Annotated in this window: 20 protein-coding genes and 1 tRNA gene; 2 read left to right on the top strand and 19 right to left on the bottom strand. The window is 64.4% G+C overall.

Going from position 1 to position 23,894, the window contains the following annotated elements:
- Positions 1 to 10: 10 nt before the first annotated feature.
- Positions 11 to 1,105, bottom strand: coding sequence for an FIST C-terminal domain-containing protein (locus tag AAG821_RS19845; protein ID WP_341915691.1), 1,095 nt, complete (start codon positions 1,103 to 1,105; stop codon positions 11 to 13).
- 131 nt (positions 1,106 to 1,236) lie between these two features.
- Between AAG821_RS19845 and AAG821_RS19840 the strand changes: the two genes are divergently transcribed.
- The gene (locus tag AAG821_RS19840) at positions 1,237 to 1,698 is read left to right on the top strand and encodes a DUF2147 domain-containing protein (protein WP_341915693.1); all 462 of its coding nucleotides are present in this window, start codon (positions 1,237 to 1,239) and stop codon (positions 1,696 to 1,698) included.
- Here AAG821_RS19840 and AAG821_RS19835 read toward each other — a convergent pair.
- The 10 genes from AAG821_RS19835 to AAG821_RS19790 all read right to left on the bottom strand — a co-directional run bounded on the left by AAG821_RS19835 (position 1,695) and on the right by AAG821_RS19790 (position 13,499).
- Positions 1,695 to 2,438: an aspartate/glutamate racemase family protein gene (locus AAG821_RS19835; protein ID WP_341916405.1), complete on the bottom strand. Its 744-nt coding sequence runs from the start codon at positions 2,436 to 2,438 to the stop codon at positions 1,695 to 1,697. The genes AAG821_RS19840 and AAG821_RS19835 overlap by 4 nt on opposite strands.
- A complete protein-coding gene (locus tag AAG821_RS19830; RefSeq protein WP_341915814.1) occupies positions 2,438 to 3,277 on the bottom strand; it encodes a GNAT family N-acetyltransferase in 840 nt (279 codons plus the stop codon). Before AAG821_RS19830 ends, AAG821_RS19835 begins: the two co-directional genes overlap by 1 nt.
- Positions 3,278 to 3,286: 9 nt before the next feature.
- Positions 3,287 to 4,129: an ABC transporter permease gene (locus AAG821_RS19825; RefSeq protein WP_341915816.1), complete on the bottom strand. Its 843-nt coding sequence runs from the start codon at positions 4,127 to 4,129 to the stop codon at positions 3,287 to 3,289.
- A 1-nt stretch (position 4,130) separates the two neighbouring features.
- A complete protein-coding gene (locus AAG821_RS19820; protein WP_341915817.1) occupies positions 4,131 to 4,979 on the bottom strand; it encodes an ABC transporter permease in 849 nt (282 codons plus the stop codon).
- A gap of 58 nt (positions 4,980 to 5,037) precedes the next feature.
- A complete protein-coding gene (locus AAG821_RS19815) occupies positions 5,038 to 6,339 on the bottom strand; it encodes a PotD/PotF family extracellular solute-binding protein (RefSeq protein ID WP_341915818.1) in 1,302 nt (433 codons plus the stop codon).
- Positions 6,340 to 6,380: 41 nt separating this feature from the next.
- A complete protein-coding gene (locus AAG821_RS19810) occupies positions 6,381 to 7,466 on the bottom strand; it encodes an ABC transporter ATP-binding protein (protein ID WP_341915820.1) in 1,086 nt (361 codons plus the stop codon).
- 189 nt (positions 7,467 to 7,655) lie between these two features.
- A complete protein-coding gene (locus tag AAG821_RS19805; RefSeq protein WP_341915821.1) occupies positions 7,656 to 8,402 on the bottom strand; it encodes a CoA-transferase in 747 nt (248 codons plus the stop codon).
- Positions 8,402 to 9,241, bottom strand: a complete 840-nt coding sequence (locus AAG821_RS19800; RefSeq protein WP_341915823.1) for a CoA transferase — start codon at positions 9,239 to 9,241, stop codon at positions 8,402 to 8,404. Before AAG821_RS19800 ends, AAG821_RS19805 begins: the two co-directional genes overlap by 1 nt.
- Before the next feature lie 81 nt (positions 9,242 to 9,322).
- On the bottom strand, positions 9,323 to 13,159 hold the full coding sequence (gene putA, locus AAG821_RS19795) for a trifunctional transcriptional regulator/proline dehydrogenase/L-glutamate gamma-semialdehyde dehydrogenase (RefSeq protein WP_341915824.1): 3,837 nt from the start codon (positions 13,157 to 13,159) through the stop codon (positions 9,323 to 9,325).
- A 263-nt stretch (positions 13,160 to 13,422) separates the two neighbouring features.
- Positions 13,423 to 13,499 (bottom strand) — tRNA-His (locus AAG821_RS19790).
- A gap of 158 nt (positions 13,500 to 13,657) precedes the next feature.
- On the opposite strand from AAG821_RS19790, the gene AAG821_RS19785 reads away from it, so the two are divergent.
- A complete protein-coding gene (locus tag AAG821_RS19785) occupies positions 13,658 to 14,152 on the top strand; it encodes a hypothetical protein (protein ID WP_341915826.1) in 495 nt (164 codons plus the stop codon).
- Here AAG821_RS19785 and AAG821_RS19780 read toward each other — a convergent pair.
- From AAG821_RS19780 to AAG821_RS19745, 8 genes are all read right to left on the bottom strand, one after another.
- Positions 14,142 to 14,945: a hypothetical protein gene (locus AAG821_RS19780; RefSeq protein ID WP_341915827.1), complete on the bottom strand. Its 804-nt coding sequence runs from the start codon at positions 14,943 to 14,945 to the stop codon at positions 14,142 to 14,144. The genes AAG821_RS19785 and AAG821_RS19780 overlap by 11 nt on opposite strands.
- Before the next feature lie 14 nt (positions 14,946 to 14,959).
- Positions 14,960 to 16,690, bottom strand: a complete 1,731-nt coding sequence (locus AAG821_RS19775) for a hydantoinase B/oxoprolinase family protein (RefSeq protein WP_341915828.1) — start codon at positions 16,688 to 16,690, stop codon at positions 14,960 to 14,962.
- Positions 16,691 to 16,699: 9 nt separating this feature from the next.
- The gene (locus tag AAG821_RS19770; RefSeq protein WP_341915830.1) at positions 16,700 to 18,742 is read right to left on the bottom strand and encodes a hydantoinase/oxoprolinase family protein; all 2,043 of its coding nucleotides are present in this window, start codon (positions 18,740 to 18,742) and stop codon (positions 16,700 to 16,702) included.
- Between the two features lie 10 nt (positions 18,743 to 18,752).
- The gene (locus AAG821_RS19765; RefSeq protein WP_341915831.1) at positions 18,753 to 19,454 is read right to left on the bottom strand and encodes an ABC transporter ATP-binding protein; all 702 of its coding nucleotides are present in this window, start codon (positions 19,452 to 19,454) and stop codon (positions 18,753 to 18,755) included.
- 1 nt (position 19,455) lies between these two features.
- On the bottom strand, positions 19,456 to 20,217 hold the full coding sequence (locus AAG821_RS19760) for an ABC transporter ATP-binding protein (RefSeq protein WP_341915832.1): 762 nt from the start codon (positions 20,215 to 20,217) through the stop codon (positions 19,456 to 19,458).
- Complete coding sequence (locus tag AAG821_RS19755) at positions 20,214 to 22,115, bottom strand: ABC transporter permease (protein ID WP_341915833.1); 1,902 nt, start codon at positions 22,113 to 22,115, stop codon at positions 20,214 to 20,216. The genes AAG821_RS19760 and AAG821_RS19755 overlap by 4 nt, the downstream gene beginning before the upstream one ends.
- A 93-nt stretch (positions 22,116 to 22,208) precedes the next feature.
- Complete coding sequence (locus tag AAG821_RS19750; RefSeq protein ID WP_341915835.1) at positions 22,209 to 23,417, bottom strand: ABC transporter substrate-binding protein; 1,209 nt, start codon at positions 23,415 to 23,417, stop codon at positions 22,209 to 22,211.
- Positions 23,418 to 23,483: 66 nt separating this feature from the next.
- On the bottom strand, positions 23,484 to 23,894 hold a 411-nt coding region (locus tag AAG821_RS19745), incomplete at its 5' end, for an amino acid synthesis family protein (protein WP_341916403.1).

Raw genomic sequence — 23,894 nt, 5'->3', positions numbered from 1 at the left:
CAGGGAATTGTTACAGGAACAGCGCCAGCACGCCGGTATAGCCGTAGAGCCGCGACTGGGCGATCTCGCCACCGCAATACATGCCGACCAGCGGCAGGTCGGGGAACACGGTCTGGATGCGGGCCAGCTCGCTGGGCGACTGCACGAACTGATCCTGGCAGCGCGCCATGCAGGAATACCACAAGGCCCCGCGCGGCACGCGGTCGCCGCAGCGGCGCTTCACCTCGGTGAGCATGCGGTCCATGTCGCGGCCGGCCGATTCGATGTCGCGGCGGCAGAAGAAGATCTGCTCGCCCTCTTCCACCATGGCGCCGATGGCGATGCCGCCGGCCTGGGGGTCGATGCCGATGATGTTGCGCACCAGGAAATCGGGGCGGTCGGCGCCGGTGATCGGCAGGCCCACCATCAGCCCGCTGGAGAGCTTGCGCAGGTCCTGCAGCGACTCCACGGCGAAGCTGTCGCGCAGCACGTCATAGGCCGGCTTGGAATCGAGTTCGAGAATCACATTGCCATCGGCCGCGGTGATCTCATGCAGGCCGCCGACCTGGCTGCAGCCTTGCGTCAGGCTGGTCATCATCGGCTGCGCTTCGGAAAACACGATGCCCGACATGCCGCCCTCGATGGCGCTGCCGGCCCATTGCGGGCGCGGCCCGCGCGCCGCCACCAGGCCGCCGACCAGATAGGCGCCACAGGCTTCGGAAAAATCCTCGATCAGTTCGGGCAGCGCCGGCACCTGCGGATCGGCATGCACGACGCCGAGCCAGCCCTGCGGCCGCTCGGTGGGACGGGTGAAGACCTTGGCACTGCCCTCGGGCACGGTGCCAACCAAGCAGGCCACCACTGGCTCGTCGCAATATTCCTTGTCGCCGGCGGCAATGCTGTAGCCGCAGGCGCCGACCATGTTGGCAATGCCGGTGGCCTCGGTCAGCCGCTTCATGATCTGCGGCATGCGATCGGCCATGCGGTCGCTGACATAGACGAAGCCGACATTGGCGGTATCGGACAGCGGCATCAGCTGCAGCAGGCAGCCATCAACCGCCATGCGCCAATCCTCGGCCGCGCCGACACCGAGACGGAAGCGGGAGCCCGTGGTCTGTTCGGTCATGCCGTATCTCCCAAAACTGCCGGGCCTTAAAATATCGGCCTGTGCTGTCGGTCACTCTATAACAGTTTCGGCGCCGGTGAAAATTCGCCAAAGCATGAAATTATGCGATTGTCCGTCTCAGGAGGTCCGCCATGCCCCGTCCGCTCCGCAATATTATGTCGTCTGTGGGTCTTGCTCTCAGCCTGGCCGTGCCGGTCCATGCCGCAGAGCCGAGTGCCGTGGGCCGCTGGAAAACCATCGACGACGAGACCAACACGCCGCGCAGCATTGTCGAGATCACAGATGTGAATGGCGAATTGCAGGGCCGCATCCTGCAGATCTTCCTGCGGCCGGATGAAAAGCCCGACCCGCGCTGCGAGGCCTGCGAGGGCGAACGAAAGGACCAGCCGGTGATCGGCATGGTGTTCCTCTGGGGCCTGAAAGCCGACGGCACCAATGAATGGGCCGGCGGCGGCGTGCTCGATCCGAAGAACGGCAAGATCTACAACGCCAAGGCCAGCCTCACCGAAGCGGGACAGAAGCTGCGCCTGCGCGGCTATATCGGCACGCCGATCCTGGGCCGCACGCAGGTCTGGCTGCGCGAAACGCCTTAAAGGCCGGAGATGCGTTTCGCCAGCGCCGGCGACAGCCCGATGCTGGGCACGCCGGGCGGCGTCGCAAAGGTGCCGATGGTGGCCTTGCCGAGTTTCGATGCGGCCACGGCTTCAGTGACGCGCACGGCGGCCTCGGTACTGTCGATCAGCGGCACCGGCACCTGATCGCGGATCACCGCAGCGAGGCCGGCAAGACCCGCGCCACCGAGAATCACAGTATCGGCACCGTCCTTTGCCGCTGCCTTGCAGGCATTGGCCAGCAGGGCCATCGATCCTTCGGGGTCGCGGGCAATGTCGCCACCGGTGGGCGCCACGGTCTGCACCGAGGCGAGCTTTTCGCTCAGGCCGCGGCTGGCGACGAATTCATGCAGCATCGGGCCCCAGCGCTCACCGCCGGTGACGATACCGAACTTCTTGCCGAGGCTGGCCGCCAGCTGGATCGAGGCATCGGCCATGCCGACCACCGGCACATCGCAAAGCTCGCGCAGGCCATCAAGGCCGGGATCGCCGAAGCAGGCCAGCAGCACGGCATCGAAGCCACCATCGGCATGCTCGGCCCAGGCATCGAGTGCCGCATGGGCAGCGATGGCGTAGGAACTGCGGGTGGCAACATAGGCGGCACCGAAGCGCCCGGTGGCGCCGACCAGCGTGGTGTCCGGCGACACCACCTGGCGCGCGACACTAAGCACCTTGTCGGTCATCGGCACGGTGGTGTTGGGATTGATCAGCAGCAGTTTCATCAGCCCAGCTCGAATGTGGTGATACCGTAGAGATGCGCGATGTCGACCACCGGCGCCGGCCCCTTATACATGCGCGCGGTCTCGAAGTCCGGCTTCAGGCCGGCGCTTTCGGCGAGTTTCACCGCATGCGCGTTGGTTTCCGGCACATCGAGCCAGACCGGACCCGCGACGCCCTCGCACAGGCCAGCCAGCAGATCGACGGCCAGCGCCGGCGACGCGGCATACAGCGGCCCGATCTTGTGGCCGCTACGGCAGGGCCGGATCACGCCGAGGCCGGCCAGGTCGCCATCGACGACAGAGGTCAGGGCGCGATGGCCCGGCGCGGTGAGCCAGGCGGAGAGGAACCCATCGCGCGGCGCCGGGAAGAAGCGGTGATCATAGGTCAGCAGTTTGTCGAAGCCGATGCTGCGCGCATCGACCAGCGCAGCCGATGGCGTACCAAAGCCCGGCGTGCCGCCATAGCGGATATTACGATGGGCGAGTGCGAAACCGGATTTGCGGTAGTTGTCCTGCTGCGCCAGCACGCCATCGAGGCCAACCACGCGTTCGCCCAGATGCTGCAACCCGGCCTGCCACACCGCCCAGCCCCTGCCCTTGCCGCGCCAGGCCGGCGCCGCGATGTAGAAACCGAGGAAGCCATAGCGATGGCCGTAGCGCACCACCGACACACAGGCGACCGGCTCGCCATCCTGCAGGCCGATCAGGAAGCCCTGCGGATCGGCGGCGTGGAAGATGCCGGCATCGGCAAGGCCCGGATTCCAGCCCTCGGCAGCGGCCCAGTCGACGGCGAGGTCGAGCTGGGCGCGGCTCATCACATGCACTGAAAATCCCGCGGTCATGATGCCGGACTATACGCCCCGGCCCGCATCGGAGCCATGGCGGGCGCGGCGCCAGCGCACGAAACTGACAGCACCGAGCGCCAGGATGATGATGACAAAGGAGAACGCACTGGTGACGGTGCCGAGCGCGTAGAGCACCGGCGTCGTCACATTGGTGGTCATGGCATAGATTTCCAGCGGCAGGGTGTTGTCGGTGCCGGCTGTCATGAGCGTGCGGGCGAATTCGTCGTAGGACAGCGTGAGGCCGAACAGCGCGATGCCGATCAGGCTGGGCAGGATGATCGGGATCACCACATGGCGGATCACCTGCCAGGGCGTGGCGCCGAGATCGCGAGCTGCCTCTTCGTAGGATTTGTTGAAGCGGTTGAAGATGGCAAACATGATCAGCAGGCCGAACGGCAGCGTCCAGGTCAGATGCGCGCCGAGCGCCGAGCCATACCAGGTGGTATCCCAGCCGATGATGCGGAACTGCAGGCCGATGCCGAGGCTGACCAGGATGGAGGGCACGATCAGGCTGGCAATCGCCATGTAGAAGATCACGCCCGCACCCTTGAACCGGTGACGGAAGGCGAGACCGCCGGACAGCGCGATCACGACGGTGAGCAGCATGACGATGACGCCGAGCGCGAAGCTGCGGGCGAAACTGCCGGCGAAATCGCCGACCATCTGCTTTTCGGTGAGGTTGCGGAACCAGTTGAGCGAGACGCCGCGCATCGGGAAGGTCAGGCCGCCTTCCGGACCCTGGAAGGACAGGATGAAAATGGTCGACATCGGGCCGTAGAGGAACAGCACGAAAAGAATGAAAAAGGCGCCCAGCACATAGAAAGCCTTGCCGCGTTTCTGGTCGCGCATGTCAAAGCTCCTTGCGGATATCGACGATGCGCATCATGCCCGCCACCATCAGCAGCACGACAATCAGCAGGATCACCGCATTGGCGGCGGCAGCAGGGTATTGCAGCAATGAGATGGCATTGGCCATCATCAGGCCGACGGACGCGCTCTGGCCGCCGCTCATGAAGCGCACGGTGACAAAATCGCCCATGACCAGCGTAACGACGAAGATCGAACCGATGGCGATGCCGGGCTTGCACAGCGGGATGATCACATTGGTCAGCACCTGCAGCCCGTTGGCGCCGGCGTCATAGGCGGCCTCGATCAGCGAGCGGTCGATCCGCATCATCGAATTGAAGATCGGCACGATCATGAACAGCGTGTAGAGATGCACGAAGGCCAGCACGACGGCGAAATCGGAGAACAGCAGGAATTCCAGCGGCTGGTTGACGATGCCGGCATTGACCAGGGCGGAGTTGAGCAGGCCGTTGCGCCCCAGGAACGGAATCCAGGAAATCATGCGGATGATGTTCGAGGTCAGGAAGGGCACGGTGCAGATCAGGAAACAGGCGGTCTGCCAGGTGTCGCTACGCACATGGAAGGCGAGGAAATAGGCGATGGTGAAGCCGATCAGCAGCGTCACCACCCAGACGATGGCGGCATAGCGCAGTGTGTTGAGGTACGTGCGTAGCGTGACCGGGCTGCCCAGCAGCTCCTTGTAATTGGTCAGCACGAAATCGGGGATGATGCGCGCAAAATCGTAGTCCCAGAAGCTGACCACCACGATGGTCAGGATCGGAATCACCAGGAAGGCGCCGAACACCAAGGTGAGCGGCGCGACCTGCAGATAGGGGATGTAGCTTTTGTTCATCGGAACTGCGCCGCGCAGACCCCATACAATCCGGGCCTGCGCGGCGCTCTTTCCGTCTTCAGGCGGCGATGAACTCGTTCCACTTCTGGACCATGTAACGGTCCTCGTCCATCACGGCATTCCAGCAGGCGACCTTGCCCATGCGGTTCTCGAACGAACCGCCATCGCGCACGGCACCGGCCTTTTCCAGCAGCTTGCCATCGGGGCTCATGATATCGGTCTTGGCCGGCTGGCCTTCCATCCAGAAGGCCCATTCGTCGGCGCTCATATGCTGCTTGGCGGTATCCAGCACGGCAGAGTAATAGCCCTGACGGTTCAGATAGGCGCCGACCCAGCCCGACAGATACCAGTTGATATATTCATAGGCGGCATCGAGTTCGAGGCCGGTGAGATGCTTGGCGATGCCCAGACCGCCGCCCCAGGCGCGATAGCCTTCGGCCAGCGGCTGGTAGACGCAGGGGATGCCCTTCGACTTCACGGCGGTGACCGCCGGCGACCACATCGACTGGATGATGACCTCGCCCGAGGCCATCAGGTTGACCGACTCATCGAAGGTCTTCCAGAAGGCGCGGAACTGGCCGGCCTTCTTGGCGGCGGTCATGATCGAGATCGTCTTGTCGATCTCGGCCTTGGTCATGTTGCCCTTGTCGCCGTATTTGATCTCGCCCATCGATTCGCAGATCATTGCCGCGTCCATGATGCCGATGGACGGGATATTCAGGATGGACGCCTTGCCCTTGAACTTAGGGTCCATGATGTCCTTCCAGTTGGTGATCGGGCGACCGACCAGATCCGGACGGATGCCGAGCGTATCGGCGTTGTAGATGGTCGGGATCATGGTCATCCACTGGGTCTGCGACTTGGCAAACTTGGTGGAGTCCTTGCCCTCGACGAAGCCGACGCTGTGCGGCGCAGTGCCCTGGGCGATCACGCTGTCGGGCTTGAGCTTGCCGCTGAGGAACAGCGGCACGATCTTGTCGACATTCTTGATCTTCTTGGTGTCCATCGGCTGCATCACGCCGGCCGGGAACACCTTCTTGCAGATCCAGTATTCGATATCGGCGATGTCGAACGACTTCGGCTGGGTCACGGCGCGCTGCGCCACCGCATCGGAATCGAGTGCGGTCATCTGCAGGGTGATGCCGGTATCGGCCTTGCACTTCTCGGCGATGGCATTGAGATTCGACACACCGGTGCCGAACTGGCGCAGCGTGACATTCTTGATGTTCTGCGCCCAGATCGTCGGGAAGCCGGTGAGCGCGCCGCTGCCGGCCGCCAGACCGATACCGGCCGCAGCACCCTTCAGCACGGTGCGGCGATTCATGCCACGCGTTTTACCCGTCATCTTGTCCTTAGCCATGTCAGCCTCCGCTGCTTTGTTATGCGGCCCGATGCCGCCCGTTAATCCTCGAGGATATGGACATCCCCAAGTTTCCATGACACCGCAGCCGCATCGCCCACGGCGACCGGCGCGGCAAAGAAGGTCGCTTCATCGACCGCAACCGCGAATTCGTTTTCGTCGATGCTGCAATCCAGCAGACCCTGCGGCGTGATGCCGACATGCACCATGCTGCCGAGATATTCGACCGCGCGCACGGTGCCGCTGAATCCGGCCTGGCCGCCGGATGCCGGCCCCAGCCGGGCATGATCGGCGCGCACGGAAATGCGGCGTCGGGCGCCGCCCATGCCCGGCGCCAGCGGGATGCCGACATTGCCGGGCAGCAGGATATTGCCATCCGCGGGATCGACCGCGCAGTCGAGGATGTTATGGCCGCCGATGAAGCGGGCGACGAAAGCGGTGCGCGGCTTGTTGAAGACATCGCGTGCCGACGAAGCCTGTTCGATACGGCCCTTGTTCATCACCACCACCAGATCGGCCAGCGCCATCGCCTCTTCCTGGCTGTGGGTGACATGGATGAAGCTGATGCCGAGTTCCTTCTGCAGGCGCTTCAGCTCTTCGCGCATCTTGGCGCGCAGGAAGGGGTCGAGCGCCGAGAGTGGTTCGTCCAGCAACAAGGCGGAAGGCCCGGTGATCAAGGCACGCGCCAATGCGATACGCTGCTGCTGACCGCCGGACAGCTGCGCCGGCAGGCGGGCGGCGTAGTCCTGCATATCCACCAGGCGCAGCAGTTCCATCGCCCTGGCGCGACGCTCGGCCTTGGCCATGCCCTTCATCTTCAGGCTGAAGGCGACGTTGTCGACACAGTCGAGATGCGGGAACAACGCATAATTCTGGAACATCATCGCCGTGCCGCGCTTGGCCGGCGGCAGGGTGTTGATCACCTCGTTGCCAAGCAGGATATCGCCGTCGGAAATCTCCTCATGGCCGGCGATCATGCGCAGCGTGCTGCTCTTGCCGCAGCCGCTGGGGCCGAGCAGGCAGCAATAGGTGCCGGCCGGAATTTTCAGACTGATCGAGTCGACAGCAATGGCACCGCCGTAGCGTTTGAGCACCGCCGCCAGCTCGATATCGCCCTTGTCTGCCATCGTGTAATCCGCACCGCGTTCGTTGCGCGGGAGCGATGCAAGGCAGATGCCAGCCGCCGGTTGTGGGGGCTTTTCACGGCATCAGGCAGAATCGTATGCAATCGCTGTATGCAGCACGCGACCGCACCGGCGACCGGTGGTCAATATTTGGGCGGAATCAGCCGATCTGCTTGAGAAAACGGCGGTGCGTCAATCGCCGGCTGCAGCGAGGTCGGGAAACACCTGGGCGACAAAGCGCGGATAGGTTTCGGCGATGTCCCGGGCGATCCGGGTGCGCAGCAAGGCCAGGGTATCGGCATCGGGTGCGGCCGTGGCCGGAACACTGGCCGGGCAATCGAAATCGAAGCCGGTATTGTCGCGCACCTCTTCCACCGTATGGCCGGGATGCACGCTCTCCAGCCGGAAGCGGCGCTGCACGCGGTCGAAGGCGAACCAGCACAGGTTGGTCAGCAGGCCGATCGGGCCGCCGGGACGATAGGTGCCGTCATTCTGCGGCCCGGCCGAGGAAATGAAATCCACCTTCGGCACCAGCACGCGGCGGGTATGCTCCTCGCGGAACAGGATGACGCGCGGCACCAGATAATAGAGGTAGCCCGAGCCGAACGAACCGGGCCAGCGCACATCGGTTTGCGGATATTCACCACCGGCGCCGACCAGATTGATATTGGCCTGGCCATCGATCTGGCCGCCGCCGAGGAAGAAGGCATCTAGCCGTCCCTGCCCGGCAAGATCGAACAGTTCGACACCGCCATCGCAGAGGAAGTCGTTGCGCACGCTGCCCAGCACATTGACCCGCATGCGTCCGCCAGACTGCGCGCGCGCCAGCAGCGCACCGGCGCCGGGGATCGGCGAGGACGCGCCGGTGGCAACCAGTCGGCAGCCCTGCAGCAGGCGGGCGATGGTGCTGATCAGCAGTTCCTGACGGCTGAAGTTCATTACTCGGCCGCCTTCTGATCCTGCACGAACTGGTCGCAGTAGCGGGCGAAGCCTTCGGGCGTGCGCGCCATCTCGCCATAGAGCTTCAGATGCGCTTCGTCATAGTCATAGATATCCCACAGCTTGATCGGCCAGGCGCCGCGCGGCGCCTCGGCAATGCCGCCGATATAGGCTGCGGTCAGTGTGCCCGCCGCGGTCTCCTCGCTGGCAAGCAGATCGACATCGCGAATCTCCTCCACCGTCACCAGCGACGCGGTGGAGGCATGGGCCATCGCCACCAGCTCGCGCCGGCGGCCGATGAAGACATTGCCATTGCGGTCGGCAAAGGGAGCGTGGAAGACGGCGAAGTCGGGCTTGATCGCCGGCAGCAGCACGATGGGGTCTTTGCCGGCCTCGAAGGGATTGTCGATTACCTGCCAGTCGGGACGGTTCTTCAAAAGATCAGTGCCGAGCAGGCCGCGCAGCGGCATGAAGGGCAGGCCCTTGCCGGCGGCCTGGATCGCCGCATGCACGGCGGGACAGGTGGCATCCATCATGCGGAACTGTTTTGCCTTGAGGGCAGCCTGGAAACGATAGGCGGTGCCGTATTCACCCAAGGTGATCGCCGAGGTCTCCACCGTGCCGATGCAGCCGGCGCCGGCCAGCATGTCGACCTGCAGGCCGGAAACCGGCACGCAGACCACATGCAGGTCGCGCAGGCCGCGCCGGATCATCGCCCGCGTCAGCGCCATCGCCACGCCGGAATAATCCGGCGGCACGGCAATCTTGGCGCCATTGGGAATCTCGGCCGCGAGCTGGTCGGGGCTGCTGACGGGCACTTGCCCAACCTGTCGGGTCATCGCGCGTTCCTCCCGCGTCCGGTCTTGCCCCTATTGTGGCGCAATCACCGGACAAGGCAACCCGGCAGTCGTAAAAACCGCCTAGCCGATGCTCATCAGGCTGGCATTGCCGCCGGCCGCGGCGGTGTTGGTGCTGACCGTGCGCTCGGTTACCAGCCATTCAAGCGGATAATCACCGGCGGAATCCGCCGTGTGGATCGGTACTATGGCTTCGCCTTCGGCTGCCGCCTGCTGCGCCCGCTGCAGCAGTGTGTCGCTGGCACCCGCAAACAGGATGGCATCGCCGCGCCCCTGATGGCCGATCCGCTCGCGCAGCGCTGCCGGCAGATCACGGAACAGATCGGCGAACGGCTCCGGCACGATGGCCCGGTTGCCGGTCGCCAGCGCCGCTGCCACCTGAACCAGCAGGTCTGCGGGCGCCGCGGCGTCACAGCGGATGCTGCCGCGCGGCAACAGGATGTAGAGGTTGCGTTCGCCCACCGGCCCCGGCAGTTCGCGCACCAGTCCCGGCAGGTTGCGCGGCAGCAGCGCCGCGCAGCGCTGCGCAACCGCCGCATGCCGCTGCTGCAGCCAGCCATGATAGAGCGCGAAAAGCGCGTTGCTCCCCTGCCCGCTCATGCCTGCGGCGGCTGGCGCCGCACTCAGCAGGCGGCGCAGATAGAGCGGCCCGCCCGCTTTCGGCCCGGTACCGGACAGGCCATGGCCGCCAAACGGCTGCACGCCCACCACGGCGCCGATGATGTTGCGGTTGACATAGAGATTGCCGGCTTCGATACGCTGGGTGACATGGGCGATGGTTTCATCGATGCGGCTGTGCAGACCGAAGGTGAGGCCATAGCCGGACTGGTTGATCTGGTCGATCAGCGCATCGAGATTTTCGCGGCGGTAGCGCACCACATGCAGCACCGGGCCGAACACCTCGGCCTTGAGATCCGACACCTTGGCCAGTTCGATCACGGTGGGCGGCACGAAGGTGCCGTGGCGTGCCTGCTCTGGCAGGGCCAGCTGCTCGATGCGGCATTTCTTCGCCCGCATGGCTTCGATATGGGCCAGGATCGACTGCTGCGCCGACGCCGTGATCACCGGGCCGACATCGACCGACAGGCGATCCGGCGAACCGATGCTGAGTTCGGCCATGGCGCCCTTCAGCATCTTCAGCATGTGATCGGCAACATCCTCCTGCAGGCAGAGAATGCGCAGGGCCGAGCAGCGCTGGCCGGCAGAGTCGAAGGCGGAGGCCAGCACATCGGCGACAACCTGTTCGGGCAGCGCAGAGGAATCGACGATCATCGCATTCAGGCCGCCGGTTTCGGCGATCAGCGGGATCGGTTTGCCATCGGGTGTCAGGCGCGAGGCCAGCTGCTTCTGGATCAGGCGCGCCACCTCGGTGGAACCGGTGAACAGCACGCCACGGATGCGCGTATCATTGACCAGCGCAGCGCCGACCCGGCCATCGCCGGGCAGCAGCTGCAGGGCACCGGCCGGCACGCCGGCCTCGCGCAGCATTTGCACCGCCTGGGCAGCGATCAGCGGGGTTTCCTCTGCCGGCTTGGCCAGCACGACATTGCCCGCCGCCAGCGCGGCCGCCACCTGGCCGGTGAAGATCGCCAGCGGGAAATTCCACGGGCTGATGCAGACGACAGGCCCGAGCGGACGATGGGTGGCGTTGGAAAATTCTGTCGCCACGCTTTCGGCATAGTAGCGCAGGAAATCGACCGCCTCGCGCACTTCGCCGATGGCGTTGGGCAGCGACTTGCCGGCCTCGCGCACGATCAGGCCAAGCAGATGCGGCATGCGGGCTTCCAGCAGATCGGCGGCACGCAGCAGGCATTGCGCCCGCTCGGCCGGCGGTGTGGCCTGCCAGATCGGCGCGGCAGCCACCGCACCATCCACGGCCTGCGTCACCTGCACTGTCGTTGCCGGAATCATCTGGCCGACGATATCGCCGCGGTTGGCCGGATTGCGCAGCTGCTGGGCTTCGCCCGCTTCCGCAGCGCCATCCGTCAGCAGCGGCACTGCTCGCCAGCTCTGGTCGGCGCTGGACAGCAGAGCGGCTGACAGCGAGGCCAGGCGCTGTTCATTGGAAAGGTCGATGCCGGTGGAGTTCTGGCGCGCGCCAAGAAGATTACGTGGATGTGCGATCTTTGGATGCGGCGCGCCGAGCGGCTGGATCGCCCTGGCGATATCGACCGGATCGGCGATCAGGCTGTCGAGTGAAATGGCCTGGTCGGCGATCTGGTTGACGAAGGAGGTGTTGGCACCGTTTTCCAGCAGACGGCGCACCAGATAGGCCAGCAGCGTTTCATGGGTGCCGACCGGTGCATAGATGCGACACGGTCGGTTCAGCTTGTCGCGCCCGACCACCTCTTCATACAGCGGCTCGCCCATGCCATGCAGGCACTGGAACTCATACTGGCCGGTGTAATAGTTCTCGCCCGCCATCGTATGGATGGTGGCCAGCGTCTGCGCATTGTGGGTGGCGAATTGCGGATAGACCGCATCGGGTGCGGTCAGCAGTTTGCGTGCGCAGGCCAGATACGACACGTCGGTATGCACCTTGCGCGTATAGACCGGGAAACCTTCGAGGCCATCGACCTGGGCGCGCTTGATCTCGCTGTCCCAGTAGGCGCCTTTCACAAGGCGCACCATCAGGCGATGGTCGCTGCGGCGGCCGAGATCGATGATCCAGTCGAGCACGAAGGGCGCACGCTTCTGATAGGCCTGCACGACAAAACCGATGCCGTTCCAGCCGGCCAGATCCGCGTCGAAGCACAGGCTTTCCAGCAGGTCGAGCGAGATTTCCAGCCGGTCGGCCTCCTCGGCATCGATGTTGAGGCCGATATCATAACGCCGCGCCAGCAGCGTGAGCGCCTTCAGCCGCGGCAGCAGCTCGGCCTTCACGCGCTCCAGATTGGCGCGGTTGTAGCGCGGATGCAGGGCCGAAAGCTTCACCGAGATGCCGGGACCTTCATAGATGCCGCGTTTCGCCGCCGCCTTGCCGATGGCATGGATCGCCTGTTCGTAATCGGTGTAATAGCGCTGCGCATCGGCTGCCGTGGTCGCCGCCTCGCCCAGCATGTCGTAGGAATAGCGGAAGCCCTGCGCTTCCCATTGGCGGCTGTTGGCCAGAGCCTCGGCAATGGTCTGGCCGGAGACGAACTGCTCGCCCATCATGCGCATGGCGATATCGACGCCCTTGCGGATCAGCGGCTCGCCGCCCCGGGCGATCAGCTTGGTCAGCGCATTGGACAGCGACTTGCCGCTGGTGGTGGCGGTCAGTCGGCCGGTGATCAGCAGGCCCCAGGTGGCGGCATTGACGAACAGCGACGGGCTGTGGCCGAGATGGGCTTCCCAGTCCCCATGGCCGATCTTGTCGCGGATCAGCGCATCGCGCGTGGCGCGATCAGGAATACGCAGCAGCGCTTCCGCCAGGCACATCAGCGCCACGCCTTCCTGGCTGGAGAGTGAGTATTCGTGGATCAGGCCTTCGACGCCGCCGGACTGGCTTTTGGCCCGCAGCGCCTCGACCAGCCTGCGCGCCAGCGTGCGTGCCGTCGCCGTCACCGTCTTGGGCAGAGTGGCTTCGGCGATCAGCTGCGGCAGGCATTCCGGTTCCGGTCGGCGATAGGCGGCGGTGATCTGCGCCCGCAGCACGCTCTGCGGCTGCACGGTCTGGGCAAATTCCAGGAAGGGCGCCTGCAGGGCATCGTTTGCTGCCGGCGCATCCTGCACATCGATACTCGCCCGGGTGTCGGCGAATAGGTCATCCAGCGCATCGCCGCGTTCGACCTTGTCCAGCACCGAGAAAATCGCCTGCTTGATCAGCCAGTGCGGCGAGCGGCCGATGCCGTCGGCCGCGCGCTTCAGACGGGCCTTGAGGTCTTCGTCGATCTTCACGCCGATGGTGGTGACTGCCATACCCGGTCCCCGCTGCGACTCCGGCCTGTGATGCAGGCCCTGCTGCCGTGACCATTCCGCAAAAGGCGCAACCGAGTCAATCGGAAAGGCGCAACCTTATTAAGATTATGATTTTTATAAACTATTATGAGATTCCGACGAATTGCCGTCGGCAGGTTGCGCCTATTGGCGGGGATCGGCGGCGCAACCTGTCTGATCCGGCAACGGGCCCAAACGAAAACGGCCGACCATCAGCTAAGCTGTTGATCGGCCGTTTGAATTAATGGGGCGAGGAACGGGACTTGAACCCGCGACCCCCAGAGCCACAATCTGGTGCTCTAACCAACTGAGCTACCCCCGCCACAGGAAGCCGCTTCTTAACTGCCCGGCCGGATGCGGTCAAGCCATTGTCATGGCTGCGCTGCGCTGGGCGGGCCGGCGATTCGCGCCGGCCACCCTGAAAGTTGGCCGCAATTTCAGTATCTTGTGTGGAATTTCGCAGTCCGCTAAGACAGATGCATGGGTAGCTTCTGGCTCATCATGGGCGCCATGCTGATTGGCGTGCCCGGCGCGACGTTTATTGTGCTGCAGCTTATCGCTCAGCACAAAAGGCAGATCATGGCCTATGAGTGGAGTTCTGCCGAAGTTGTTCGCCGCGGCCAGCGCATGGACGAGCTGGAAAAGCTGGCCAAGACCGCCCAGCAGAAAATCACCGAACTGAACAAGCAGAAATTCGAGCTGGAAGCCCAGATCGCCAAGCTGGAGAAACTGGCCAGCCAGGCAGTGGCGCAGGAAACCAACCACAAGACCTTCAGCATCGGCATCTACAATTCGGAAGTGCGCCGCGCCCATATGATGGGCGAGAAGCATCGCCAGCTCGACGACAAATGGGGCGAGATCAACTACGTCGAACTGAATGCCGCCAGCGAAGACGAAGTGCGCCGCACCATCATGCGCAAATTCCCGCCCGAGCGCGGCTTTGTCATCGAATCAGTCCAGGCCGTCAAGAAGTAGGGTTGCCGGCATTCAGGCGTGACGCCTGCACCAGGATTTCCAGCCCGGTCTCGCCATCGATCTCGCCACGCGGCGCCACCGGCCAGAACCATTCCTTTTCGGCAGCCGGCAGCGGCACATCCAGCACGGCGCTTTCGCTCAGCACCGTTTCATTGGCACGGTTGCGCCAGATCCGCCGCGCATCCGCCACCAGCCCGACCGGACAGCTGAATCCCAGCAGGCCATGCAGATGCGCCTGCATGATGGCGCGGCCGAAGCTTTCCGCCGCCTGCACTGTCATGCCCTGGCGCTGCACATAGTCCATCGGCAGCAGCGGCAACTGCGACAGCAGGTTGAGCGACAGCACGCCGTCCGGCGGCACCGGATCGAGATCGCGCATCGCGTCGATGGAGGGGATCGGCAGCGGCATGCCGAGCCGCCATTCCGACAGCGGCCCGACCACGCCGGTAACATCGGCCAGCCGCAGTTCGACATTGGGCCAGCGCCGCACGGCGACGCGCGCCTGCGGCAGCAGGGCGATATCGAAGACCAGGATGCGCTTGAACAGCGGGCTGAGTTCGGCGAGCGGCAGATCGGCCAGGGTGCCAGCCCCGAGCAGCCAGAGCGTGTCGCGACGGCGGCAGGCGCCCACGGTCATCAGGGCAAAGTCGCGCGTGCGGCTTTCATGTTCGGCCCATTCGCGCGCCCAGCGCCGCCGGCGCGACCACAGGCTGACCGCGGCCTTGGCATAGCCAAGCTGACGCGCCGGGCGCGTTGCCTGTGTCCCAGCCCAGATCAGCACCTCCGCCAGCATGGGCGGTATTCTACTTATTCAGCGGCGGATTTCACCGGTTGCGGCGTCACCCCGAAGCGCGCCTTGACCTGCTCCGGCGTGTAATAGCCGCGCTCGATATCGCGGGCCACTTCGGCCGGGTCGCGCCGGGCCGGGTCGCCATAGCCACCGCCGCCCGGCGTGGAGACATGCAGGCGGTCGCCGACCCTGATCTCGATATCCTGGTCCTTGGACAGATGCGGCGGTACGTAGCTTTTGATGCCATCCTTGCCCTGCAGGTCGACACGCACGGTGTTGAGGCCGCCATCCTCGCCGCCCAGCACGCCACGCGGCCCGCTGCGACCGTGATCCATCACCATCGAAGCGCGTGCCTCGCCGCGGCGCAGACGGATGGTGTAGTTGACGCCGAAGCCGCCACGATGCTGGCCGGCGCCGCCCGAGCCTTCATGCAGCGAGTATTCCTCGAACAGCACGGGGTAATACTGCTCCATCACTTCGATCGGCGTGGTCTTGGAAATGCCGATGGTGGAACAGCCATTGCTGATGCCGTCGCCGCCATACCAGCCGCCATAGCCGCCGCCGGAAATCACATACATCACATAACTGCGGTCGCGCTTCGGGTCATACCCGCCCAGCGCCAGATTGCCCGAGGTGCCGGCCGGCGCGGCAAACAGCCGGTCCGGCATCGCCTGCACCAGCGCGTTGAACACGGCCTCGGCGATGCGCTGGCTCACTTCGGCGGCACAGCCCGACACCGGACGCGGATATCTGGCATAGAGGAAGGTGTCGTGCGGGTCTTTGATCTTGAGCGGCTCGAAGGTGCCGGCATTGATCGGCACATCGGGGAAGATGTGCTTCACCGCCAGATAGATCGACGAGTAAGTCGTAGCGATCACGCTGTTCATCGGGCCGCGACAGGGCGGGCTGGAGCCCGTCATGTCGAAATGCAGCTCCTCGCCTTTTTTGGTGACCTGCATCTTGATCAGCAGCGGCTCGTCCACCACGCCGTCGGAATCGACGATGCCTTCGCCGTGATAAACGCCATCGGGGATGGTGCGGATGCGGGCGCGCATCTGCTGGCTGGCGCGCTGCTTGAGTTCCTCGATGGCCTGGGCGACCACATCGGCGCCGTAACGGTCCAGCAGCGCAGTCAGCCGCTTCTCGCCGATGGTCAGCGCCGCCGCCTGGGCCTTGATATCGCCGATGCGCTGGTCGGCGATGCGGATATTGCTGAGGATGATGGAGAGGATTTCCTCGTCCAGCTTGCCTTCCTTGTACAGCTTCACCGGCGGCAGGCGCAGGCCCTCCTGCTCCACCTCGGTGGCATTGGCAGAGAAGCCGCCCGGCACCATGCCGCCGATATCGGGCCAGTGTCCGGTGTTGGCAAGCCAGGAAAACAGCTTCCCCTTGTAGAAGAATGGCTTCACGAAGCGCACATCCATCAGATGGGTGCCGCCGAGATAGGGATCGTTGACGATATAGACGTCACCCGGCCTGGGCACGAGCATAGGCGTGTTGCGCGCCCGCTCGATCACCGCCTGGGTGGAGAACTGCATGGTGCCGACAAAGACCGGCAGGCCGAGTTCACCCTGGGCGATCAGTTCGCCAGTCTCGCCATGATAAATGCCGTCCGAGCGGTCGAGCGCTTCCGAGATCACCGGCGAGAAAGCGGCGCGGCAGAAGGCCAAGTCCATTTCGTTGCAGACCTGCTGCAGGCCGTTCTGGATGACGACGAGTGTTACCGGATCAATTGGCTTTTTCGTCATGGCCCACCTCTACTCTGCAGTCACGGCAACGATCAGGTTGCCCAGCGCATCGACATGCACGCGATTGCCCGGATCGATCACCACCGTGGTATCGAGCTGTTCAAGGATGGCCGGGCCGGTGAAATCGGCGCCGCGCGGCAACCGCTCGCGGTCATAGACCGGCGTATCCTGCCAGCCACCCTCATCGTACCACACCTTGCGGCTGCCCTTGCGGGCGCCAGCGACATCCTTGGCCGGTTCGGCCGAGAGCAGACGGTCGAGCGACAGCCGCGCACGGCGGCCGATCACGGCGGTGTGCAGGTTGACCAGCACGGCGCGGATTTCCGGCAGTTCGACCTCGAAGCGTTGCCAGTAAGCCTCATCGAAAGCCTTCTGCAGGGCATCGCGGCTGATGGTCTTGTCGGGCACGGCGACGGTGAGCAGATGGCTCTGGCCCTGGAACTGCATGTCGGCGGTGTGCAGCACCTGCACCTCTTCCACCGGCACGCCATCGCGTTCCAGCGTCGCCAGGCCCTCGGTGACCTGTGCCGCCAGCACCTCGGCGACCAGGCCATCGGGCAGGATCGACAGCGGCTTGTTCACCGTGCGCACATAATCATGGCGCAGGTCGGCCACCACGCAGCCGAGCGCATTGGTGATGCCGGGCCGCGCCGGAATGAGCAGTTTTGGGATGCCGAGTTCGCGTGCCAGGGCCGCAGCATGCAGCGGTCCGGCGCCACCGAAGGCAAACAGCGCGAAGTCGCGCGGATCATGGCCACGGCTGAGCGAGACCATGCGGATGGCACCGGCCATCTTGTCATTGGCGATGCGCAGGATCGCCGCCGCTGCATCGTCGGTGCTGATGCCGAGCGGCTTGCTGACCTCGCGGTCGATGGCGTCTTTCACATCCTGCAGCGACACCTTGTTGTCGACCGACAGCAGGCCATCGGGATTGAGGCGGCCGAGCGCCAGATTGGCATCGGTGATGGTCGGCCGTGTGCCGCCGCGGCCGTAGCAGATCGGGCCGGGCCGGGCGCCGGCGCTTTCCGGGCCGACCTGCAGCATGCCGGCCTCGTTGATGAAGGCGATCGAGCCGCCACCGGCGCCGATGGTGTGCACGTCCACCATCGGCACATGGATCGGCATGGCATATTCGAGTTCCAGTTCGGACGATACCTGCGGCACGCCATCCTGGATCAGGCCGACATCGGACGACGTACCGCCCATATCGTAGGTGATGACATTCGGCAGGCCGGCGGCACGCGCGGTATAGGCCGCCGCCATCACCCCCGAGGCCGGGCCCGACATCACGGTGTTGACCGCCGTCTCGGCGACGATGCCGGCTGCAATCGTACCGCCATTGCCCTGCATGACGAGAAGATCGCGCCCGAAGCCCTTGGCCTTCAGCTCACCATTCAGGCGCTCGATATAGCGATGCAACACCGGCTGCACGGAGGCGTTCACGCAGGCCGTGGTCCCGCGCTCGTATTCGCGATACTCCGACAGCAGCTGGTGCCCGGCGGTGATGTAGCTGTTGGGCCAGACCTCGGCGGCGATTTTCAGCGCGCGCTTTTCATGGCTCTGGTTGATGTAGCTGTGCAGGAAGTGGATCACCAGCGCTTCGCAGCCGGCATCCTTCAGCTGGATGGCGGCCTGACGCACGGCGGCTTCATCCAGCGGGATGACCACCTCGCCATCGGCATCCATGCGCTCGGGCACTTCCAGCCGCCACTGGCGCGGCACCAGCGGCTCAAACCCGCCGGTCAGGCCATAGGGCTGCGGCCGGGTGCGGCGGCCGAGTTCCAGGCTGTCGCGGAAACCCTTGGTGGTGATCAGCCCGATCTTCGCCACCTTGCGTTCCAGCAGCGCATTGGTCGTGGTCGTCGTGCCATGCACGATCATATCGGTCTGGTCGAGGGCGATGCCGCCCTTCTCCAGCGCGCTGAGCACACCGAAAGCCTGGTTATCCAGCGTGGTGGGCACCTTGGCCAGCGCCACCTTGCCCAGCTTCGGTTCAATGCCGATCAGGTCGGTGAAAGTGCCGCCGACATCGATTCCGACAATCCAACCCATACTGAAATCCTCACACCGACAGATACTGTTCACGCACCGCCGCATCAGCGGCAAGTTCGGCCATGGTTCCGGAATAGCGGATGCGGCCCTTCTCGATGATGTAGGCGCGATCGGCCACCATCTGGGCGAAATGCAGGTTCTGCTCCGACAGCAGCACGCAAAGCCCCTCCTCCTTCAGCTTGAGGATGGTGCGCGCCATCTGCTCGACAATCACCGGCGCCAGCCCCTCGGAGGGTTCGTCCAGCAGGATCAGGCGCGGATTGCCCATCAGCGTGCGGGCAATGGTCAGCATCTGCTGCTCACCGCCCGACATGCGGCCGCCGGGGCGGTCCTTCATACGGCCCAGATTGGGAAACAACTCGAACAGCCGTTCCGGCGTCCAGGTCGGCGCGCCGTCGCGCGGCTTCTGCCGGCCGACCTCGAGATTCTCCATTACTGTAAGATCGGTGAAGATGCGGCGATCCTCCGGCACATAGCCGAGGCCCAGCCGGGCGATGCGATGCGGCGACATGCGCTCGACGCGGGTGCCGCCAAAGCTGATGACGCCGCTCTGCGCCGTCACCAGGCCGATCACCGACTTCATCGTGGTCGACTTGCCCGCGCCATTGCGGCCCAGCAGCACGACCACCTCGCCGGCCTCGGCCTTGAGCGCGATATCGGCGAGGATATGGGCGCGGCCGTAATAGGTGTGAAGGCCTTCAACCTGCAGCATGTCAGTGGCCCTCCCCGAAGACGGCACCGGAACCGAGATAAACCGCCTGCACCTCCGGGTTGGCCCGCACCTCCTCAGGCGATCCTTCGGCGATCAGCTTGCCGCGGTTGAGCACGATGATGCGGTCGGCCTGGGCGAAGACCACATCCATGTCATGCTCGGTAAACAGCACGGCGATATTGTCCTGCCGCGCCAGCTTGGCGGTCAGCGCCATCAGTGCGATCCGCTCGTTCGGTGCCATGCCGGCGGTCGGCTCATCCATCAGCAGCAGCTTGGGCTGGTTGGCCAGGGCGATGGCGAGTTCGACGCGCTTGAGATCGCCATAGGCCAGGATACCACAGGGCCGCTCGCTCTGGTCGGCCATGCCGACACGTTCCAGCAGCACCAGCGCCTCGTCGCGATACATCGCATTGGCCGGGCGCCAGAAAGACATCAGCCGGTTGTGGTGCGACAGCAGCGCCATCTGGATATTCTCGCGCACGGTCATCGAATTGAAGGTCGCGGTGATCTGGAATGTGCGCCCAACACCCAGCCGCCAGATGTCGCGCGGCGCCATGCCGATCAGGCTGCGCCCCAGCAGGGTGACGATACCCTGGTCGGGCCGCAGCTGGCCGTTCAGCATGTTGAAGCAGGTGCTCTTGCCGGCACCGTTGGGACCGATCAGGGCCAGCAATTCACCGGCACTGACACTGAAGGCGACATCCTGCACGGCCTGCACGCCGCCGAAGGATTTGCACAGGCTGCTGACTGTGAGCACCGTCATGACACGGCCTCCCGGCTGCGCATCACCCCGACGCGAGTGGCAACCTGTTTCAGGAAGCCGGCAATACCCTGCGGGAAGGCCAGCACGATGACCAGGATGGTGAGGCCGAGGATGGCCCGCCAGTATTCGGTGTTGCGCGCGATCGAATCCTGCAGCCAGGTGAAGACGGCGGCACCCGCCACCGGGCCGGTCAGCGTCTGCACGCCGCCGAGCAGCACCATCACCAGACCATCGACCGAACGCGAGACCGCGAGGGTCTCGGGCGAGATGCTGCCCTTGGAGAAGGCGAACAGGCCACCGGCGAGACCGGCGAAGGCACCGGCCAGCGTGAAGCCGAACCACTGGAAGCGCCGCACATCGATGCCGATGGCATCAGCGCGCAGAGTGGAATCGCGGCCAGCGCGCAACGCGTAGCCGAAGGGCGCATGCACCACGCGCCAGAGGAACAGCACGCCGGCCACGCAGAGCACCAGGGCGAAATAGTAGAAGGCCGTGCGGTTCTTCAGCCATTCGCTGGGCCACAGGCCGATCAGGCCATTCGACCCGCCGGTGAAGGCATCCCACTGATAGATCACCGACCAGGCGATCTGGGCGAAGGCCAGCGTCAGCATGGCAAGATAGACGCCGCTAAGCCGCACGCAGAACCAGCCGAACAGCAAGGCGCCGAGGCCGCCGGCCAGCGGCGAAGCCAGCAGAGCAATTTCCATCGGCAGCTTGAGCTTGAGGAAGGCCAGCGCCGCGCCATAACAGCCAAGGCCGAAATAGGCGGCATGGCCGAACGACACCATGCCGGACGGGCCCATCAGGAAATGCAGGGTGACGGCAAACAGCGCAAACACCGCGATATCGATCAGCAGCACCAGCAGATAGTCGTCCCCACCCAGCGGCATCAGGCCGAGCAGCACGACCAGCCCCAGCACGGTGAGCCAGAAGGCCTGGTTGAGCGGATAGAGCGGCGGCTCGACCGTGAAGGCGCCGCGCTGGGCGCCCTGCTGCTTGCCGAGCAGGCCCCAGGGCCGCACCACCAGCACCACGGCCATGATGACGAATTCGACCACCAGGGTGAACTTGCTGAACGAAAACACCATGCCGAAGACCGACACATCGCCGAGGCCGATGCAGAAGGCCTTGGCCTGGGCGATCAGCAAGGCAGCGAGGAAGGCGCCGCCGATCGAGCCCATGCCGCCGACCACGACGACCACGAAGGCATCGGAGATCACAGTGATATCGAGCATCAGATGGGCCGGTTCACGCGGCAGCTGCACAGCACCGCCCAGGCCAGCGAGGAAGGCGCCGAGGAAAAAGACCCCGGTGAACAGGCCGCTTTGGTTGACGCCGAGCGCGCCCACCATCTCGCGATCCTGGGTAGCCGCACGCACCAGCGTGCCCCAACGGGTGCGGTTCATCAAAAGCCACAACAAGCCCAGCATGGCGGGGCCTATGGCGATCAACACCAGATCATACTGCGGGAACCGCTTGCCGAAGATTTCGACGGCACCACGCAGGCCGGCGGCCCGCGGCCCGACCAGATCCTCGGCGCCCCAGATGTAAAGCGCGGCATCCTTGATGACGAGCACCAGCGCGAAGGTGGCGAGCAGCTGGAACAGCTCCGGCGCGCGATAGATGCGGCGCAGCACCACCACCTCGATCACCACGCCGATCAGGCCGACGCAGAGCGCGGCCATCAGCACGCCGCCCCAGAAACCGAATATCGAGCTGCGGCCGAAGAACTCGACCAGCGTATAGGCCAGGTAGACGCCCAGCATGTACAGCGAACCGTGGGCGAAGTTCACGATCCGGCTGACGCCGAAGATGATCGACAGTCCGGCGGCCACCAGGAACAGCGACGAAGCGCCGGCAAGGCCGTTCATGAACTGGATGGCAATGTTGGACAGCAAGACCCCGACCCATCAAGCAATAAGGGAAAGAAAATTCAGGAGAGAAAGATGCCCTCCCGCCATTACCTGCGGGAGGGCACTGTCGCGGCAGGCTTAGTCGGCCGGACGCATCTTGGCGACTTCGGCATCCGACGGCAGGAACTTGGCGCCGTCAGCATAATACCAGTCGGTCATGATGCCCTTGCCATCCTTCAGGCCGATCTTGCCGACATAGGCACCCATCGTGGACTGGTTGTCCTGCGGACGATAGGTGATGTTGCCAAGCGGCGTGCTGTGGGTCAGCCCCTTCATCGCCGCCACCAGCTTCTCGGTGTCCAGCGTGCCGGCCTTCTTGATCACGGCCGCAGCAGACTGCACCGTGGCATAGCCAACGATCGAACCCAGGCGCGGATAGTCGTTGAACTTCTTCTGATAGGCATCGGCAAACGCCTTATGCTCCGGCGTATTGATGGCATACCAGGGATAGCCGGTGACCCACCAACCGACCGGGGCCTCGTCCTTCAGCGGATCGAGATATTCCGGTTCGCCGGCCAGAAGGTTGAACACCGCGACATTCTTGAACAGGTCGCGGGTCTGGCCTTCGCGCACGAACTTGGCGAGATCGGCACCGAACAGCGAGGAGAAGATCGCATCCGGCTTGGCGGCGGCAATGGCATCAGCCACCGCACCGGCCTCGATGCGGCCCAGCGGCGGGGCCTGCTCGATGACGAATTCGACATCGGGCTGCGCCGCCTTGATCAGCTGCTTGAAGGCAGCCGTGGCCGACTGGCCATATTCATAGTTCGGATAGACGATGGCCCAGCGCTTTTTCTTCAGCTTGGCCGCTTCCGGCACTAGCATCGCCGTCTGCATGTAGGTGGAGGCCCGCAGGCGGAAGGTATACTTGTTGCCCTGGTCCCAGACGATCTTGTCGGTCAGCGGCTCGGCGGCAATGAAAAGAACCTTCTTCTCCTTGGCGAAGCTCGACACGGCGAGACCGACGTTGGAGGGGAAGGTGCCGATCAGGAAGGCGACCTTCTCGCGCGTCATCAGTTCCTCGGCGATGCGCACGGCGTCGCCCGGGTTGTTGTTGTCGTCGCGGCTAACGATTTCCAGCTTCTTGCCCAGCAAGCCGCCACTGGCATTGACCTCTTCGACGGCGAGTTCCCAGCCCTTCTTGTAGGGCTCGAGGAAGGCGGCAAAATTCTTGTAGGAATTCAGCTCACCGAGCTTGATGGTATCCTGCGCCTGGGCGCCGGATGTCAGACCGATCATCGCCGCACCGAACGCGGCACTCAGTTTCAACCAGCTTCTGCGATTCATACTTGCCTCCTGTTGAAGTCCTATGGTTCCCGGAAACGCGAACGCTAAACTTTTCTTCTGACGCAATTATCGCTGCCCATCCTCGCCCTTGATCTCATGGACCTGCAGGCCGCCGACCCGGGCATGTACGCGCCCGCCGGTGCTCATCGCCAGGATGAAGGCGATCTCGTTGTCGCGCGGCCCATCGGCCACGCCGAATTCGATGGCATCGAAATGGCTACGCACATAGGCGGCATTCACATGATGCAGTGGAATGTCGATGCGGGCACCCGGCCCGCCTACCTTGGTGGCGGACGGCACGATGGCCTTGGCATTGCCGAGAATCTCGCGCATCGAATAGCCGCCGGGCACATGCCACAGCGCGCCATGTTCCAGTTCGCCGCCGGCGCCAATCAGGGCGCCCTTGCCATAGGCCTCGATGGCCTTGGGATCATTGCCGAGCGCCGCGACCAGCCGTTTGGTGAGATCAAGGCCCAG

Origin of the sequence: Ferrovibrio terrae, from assembly GCF_943372915.1 — a bacterium.
In the GTDB taxonomy this organism is placed as follows: domain Bacteria; phylum Pseudomonadota; class Alphaproteobacteria; order Ferrovibrionales; family Ferrovibrionaceae; genus Ferrovibrio; species Ferrovibrio terrae_A.
This window is presented reverse-complemented; position numbering and strand designations above follow the sequence as displayed.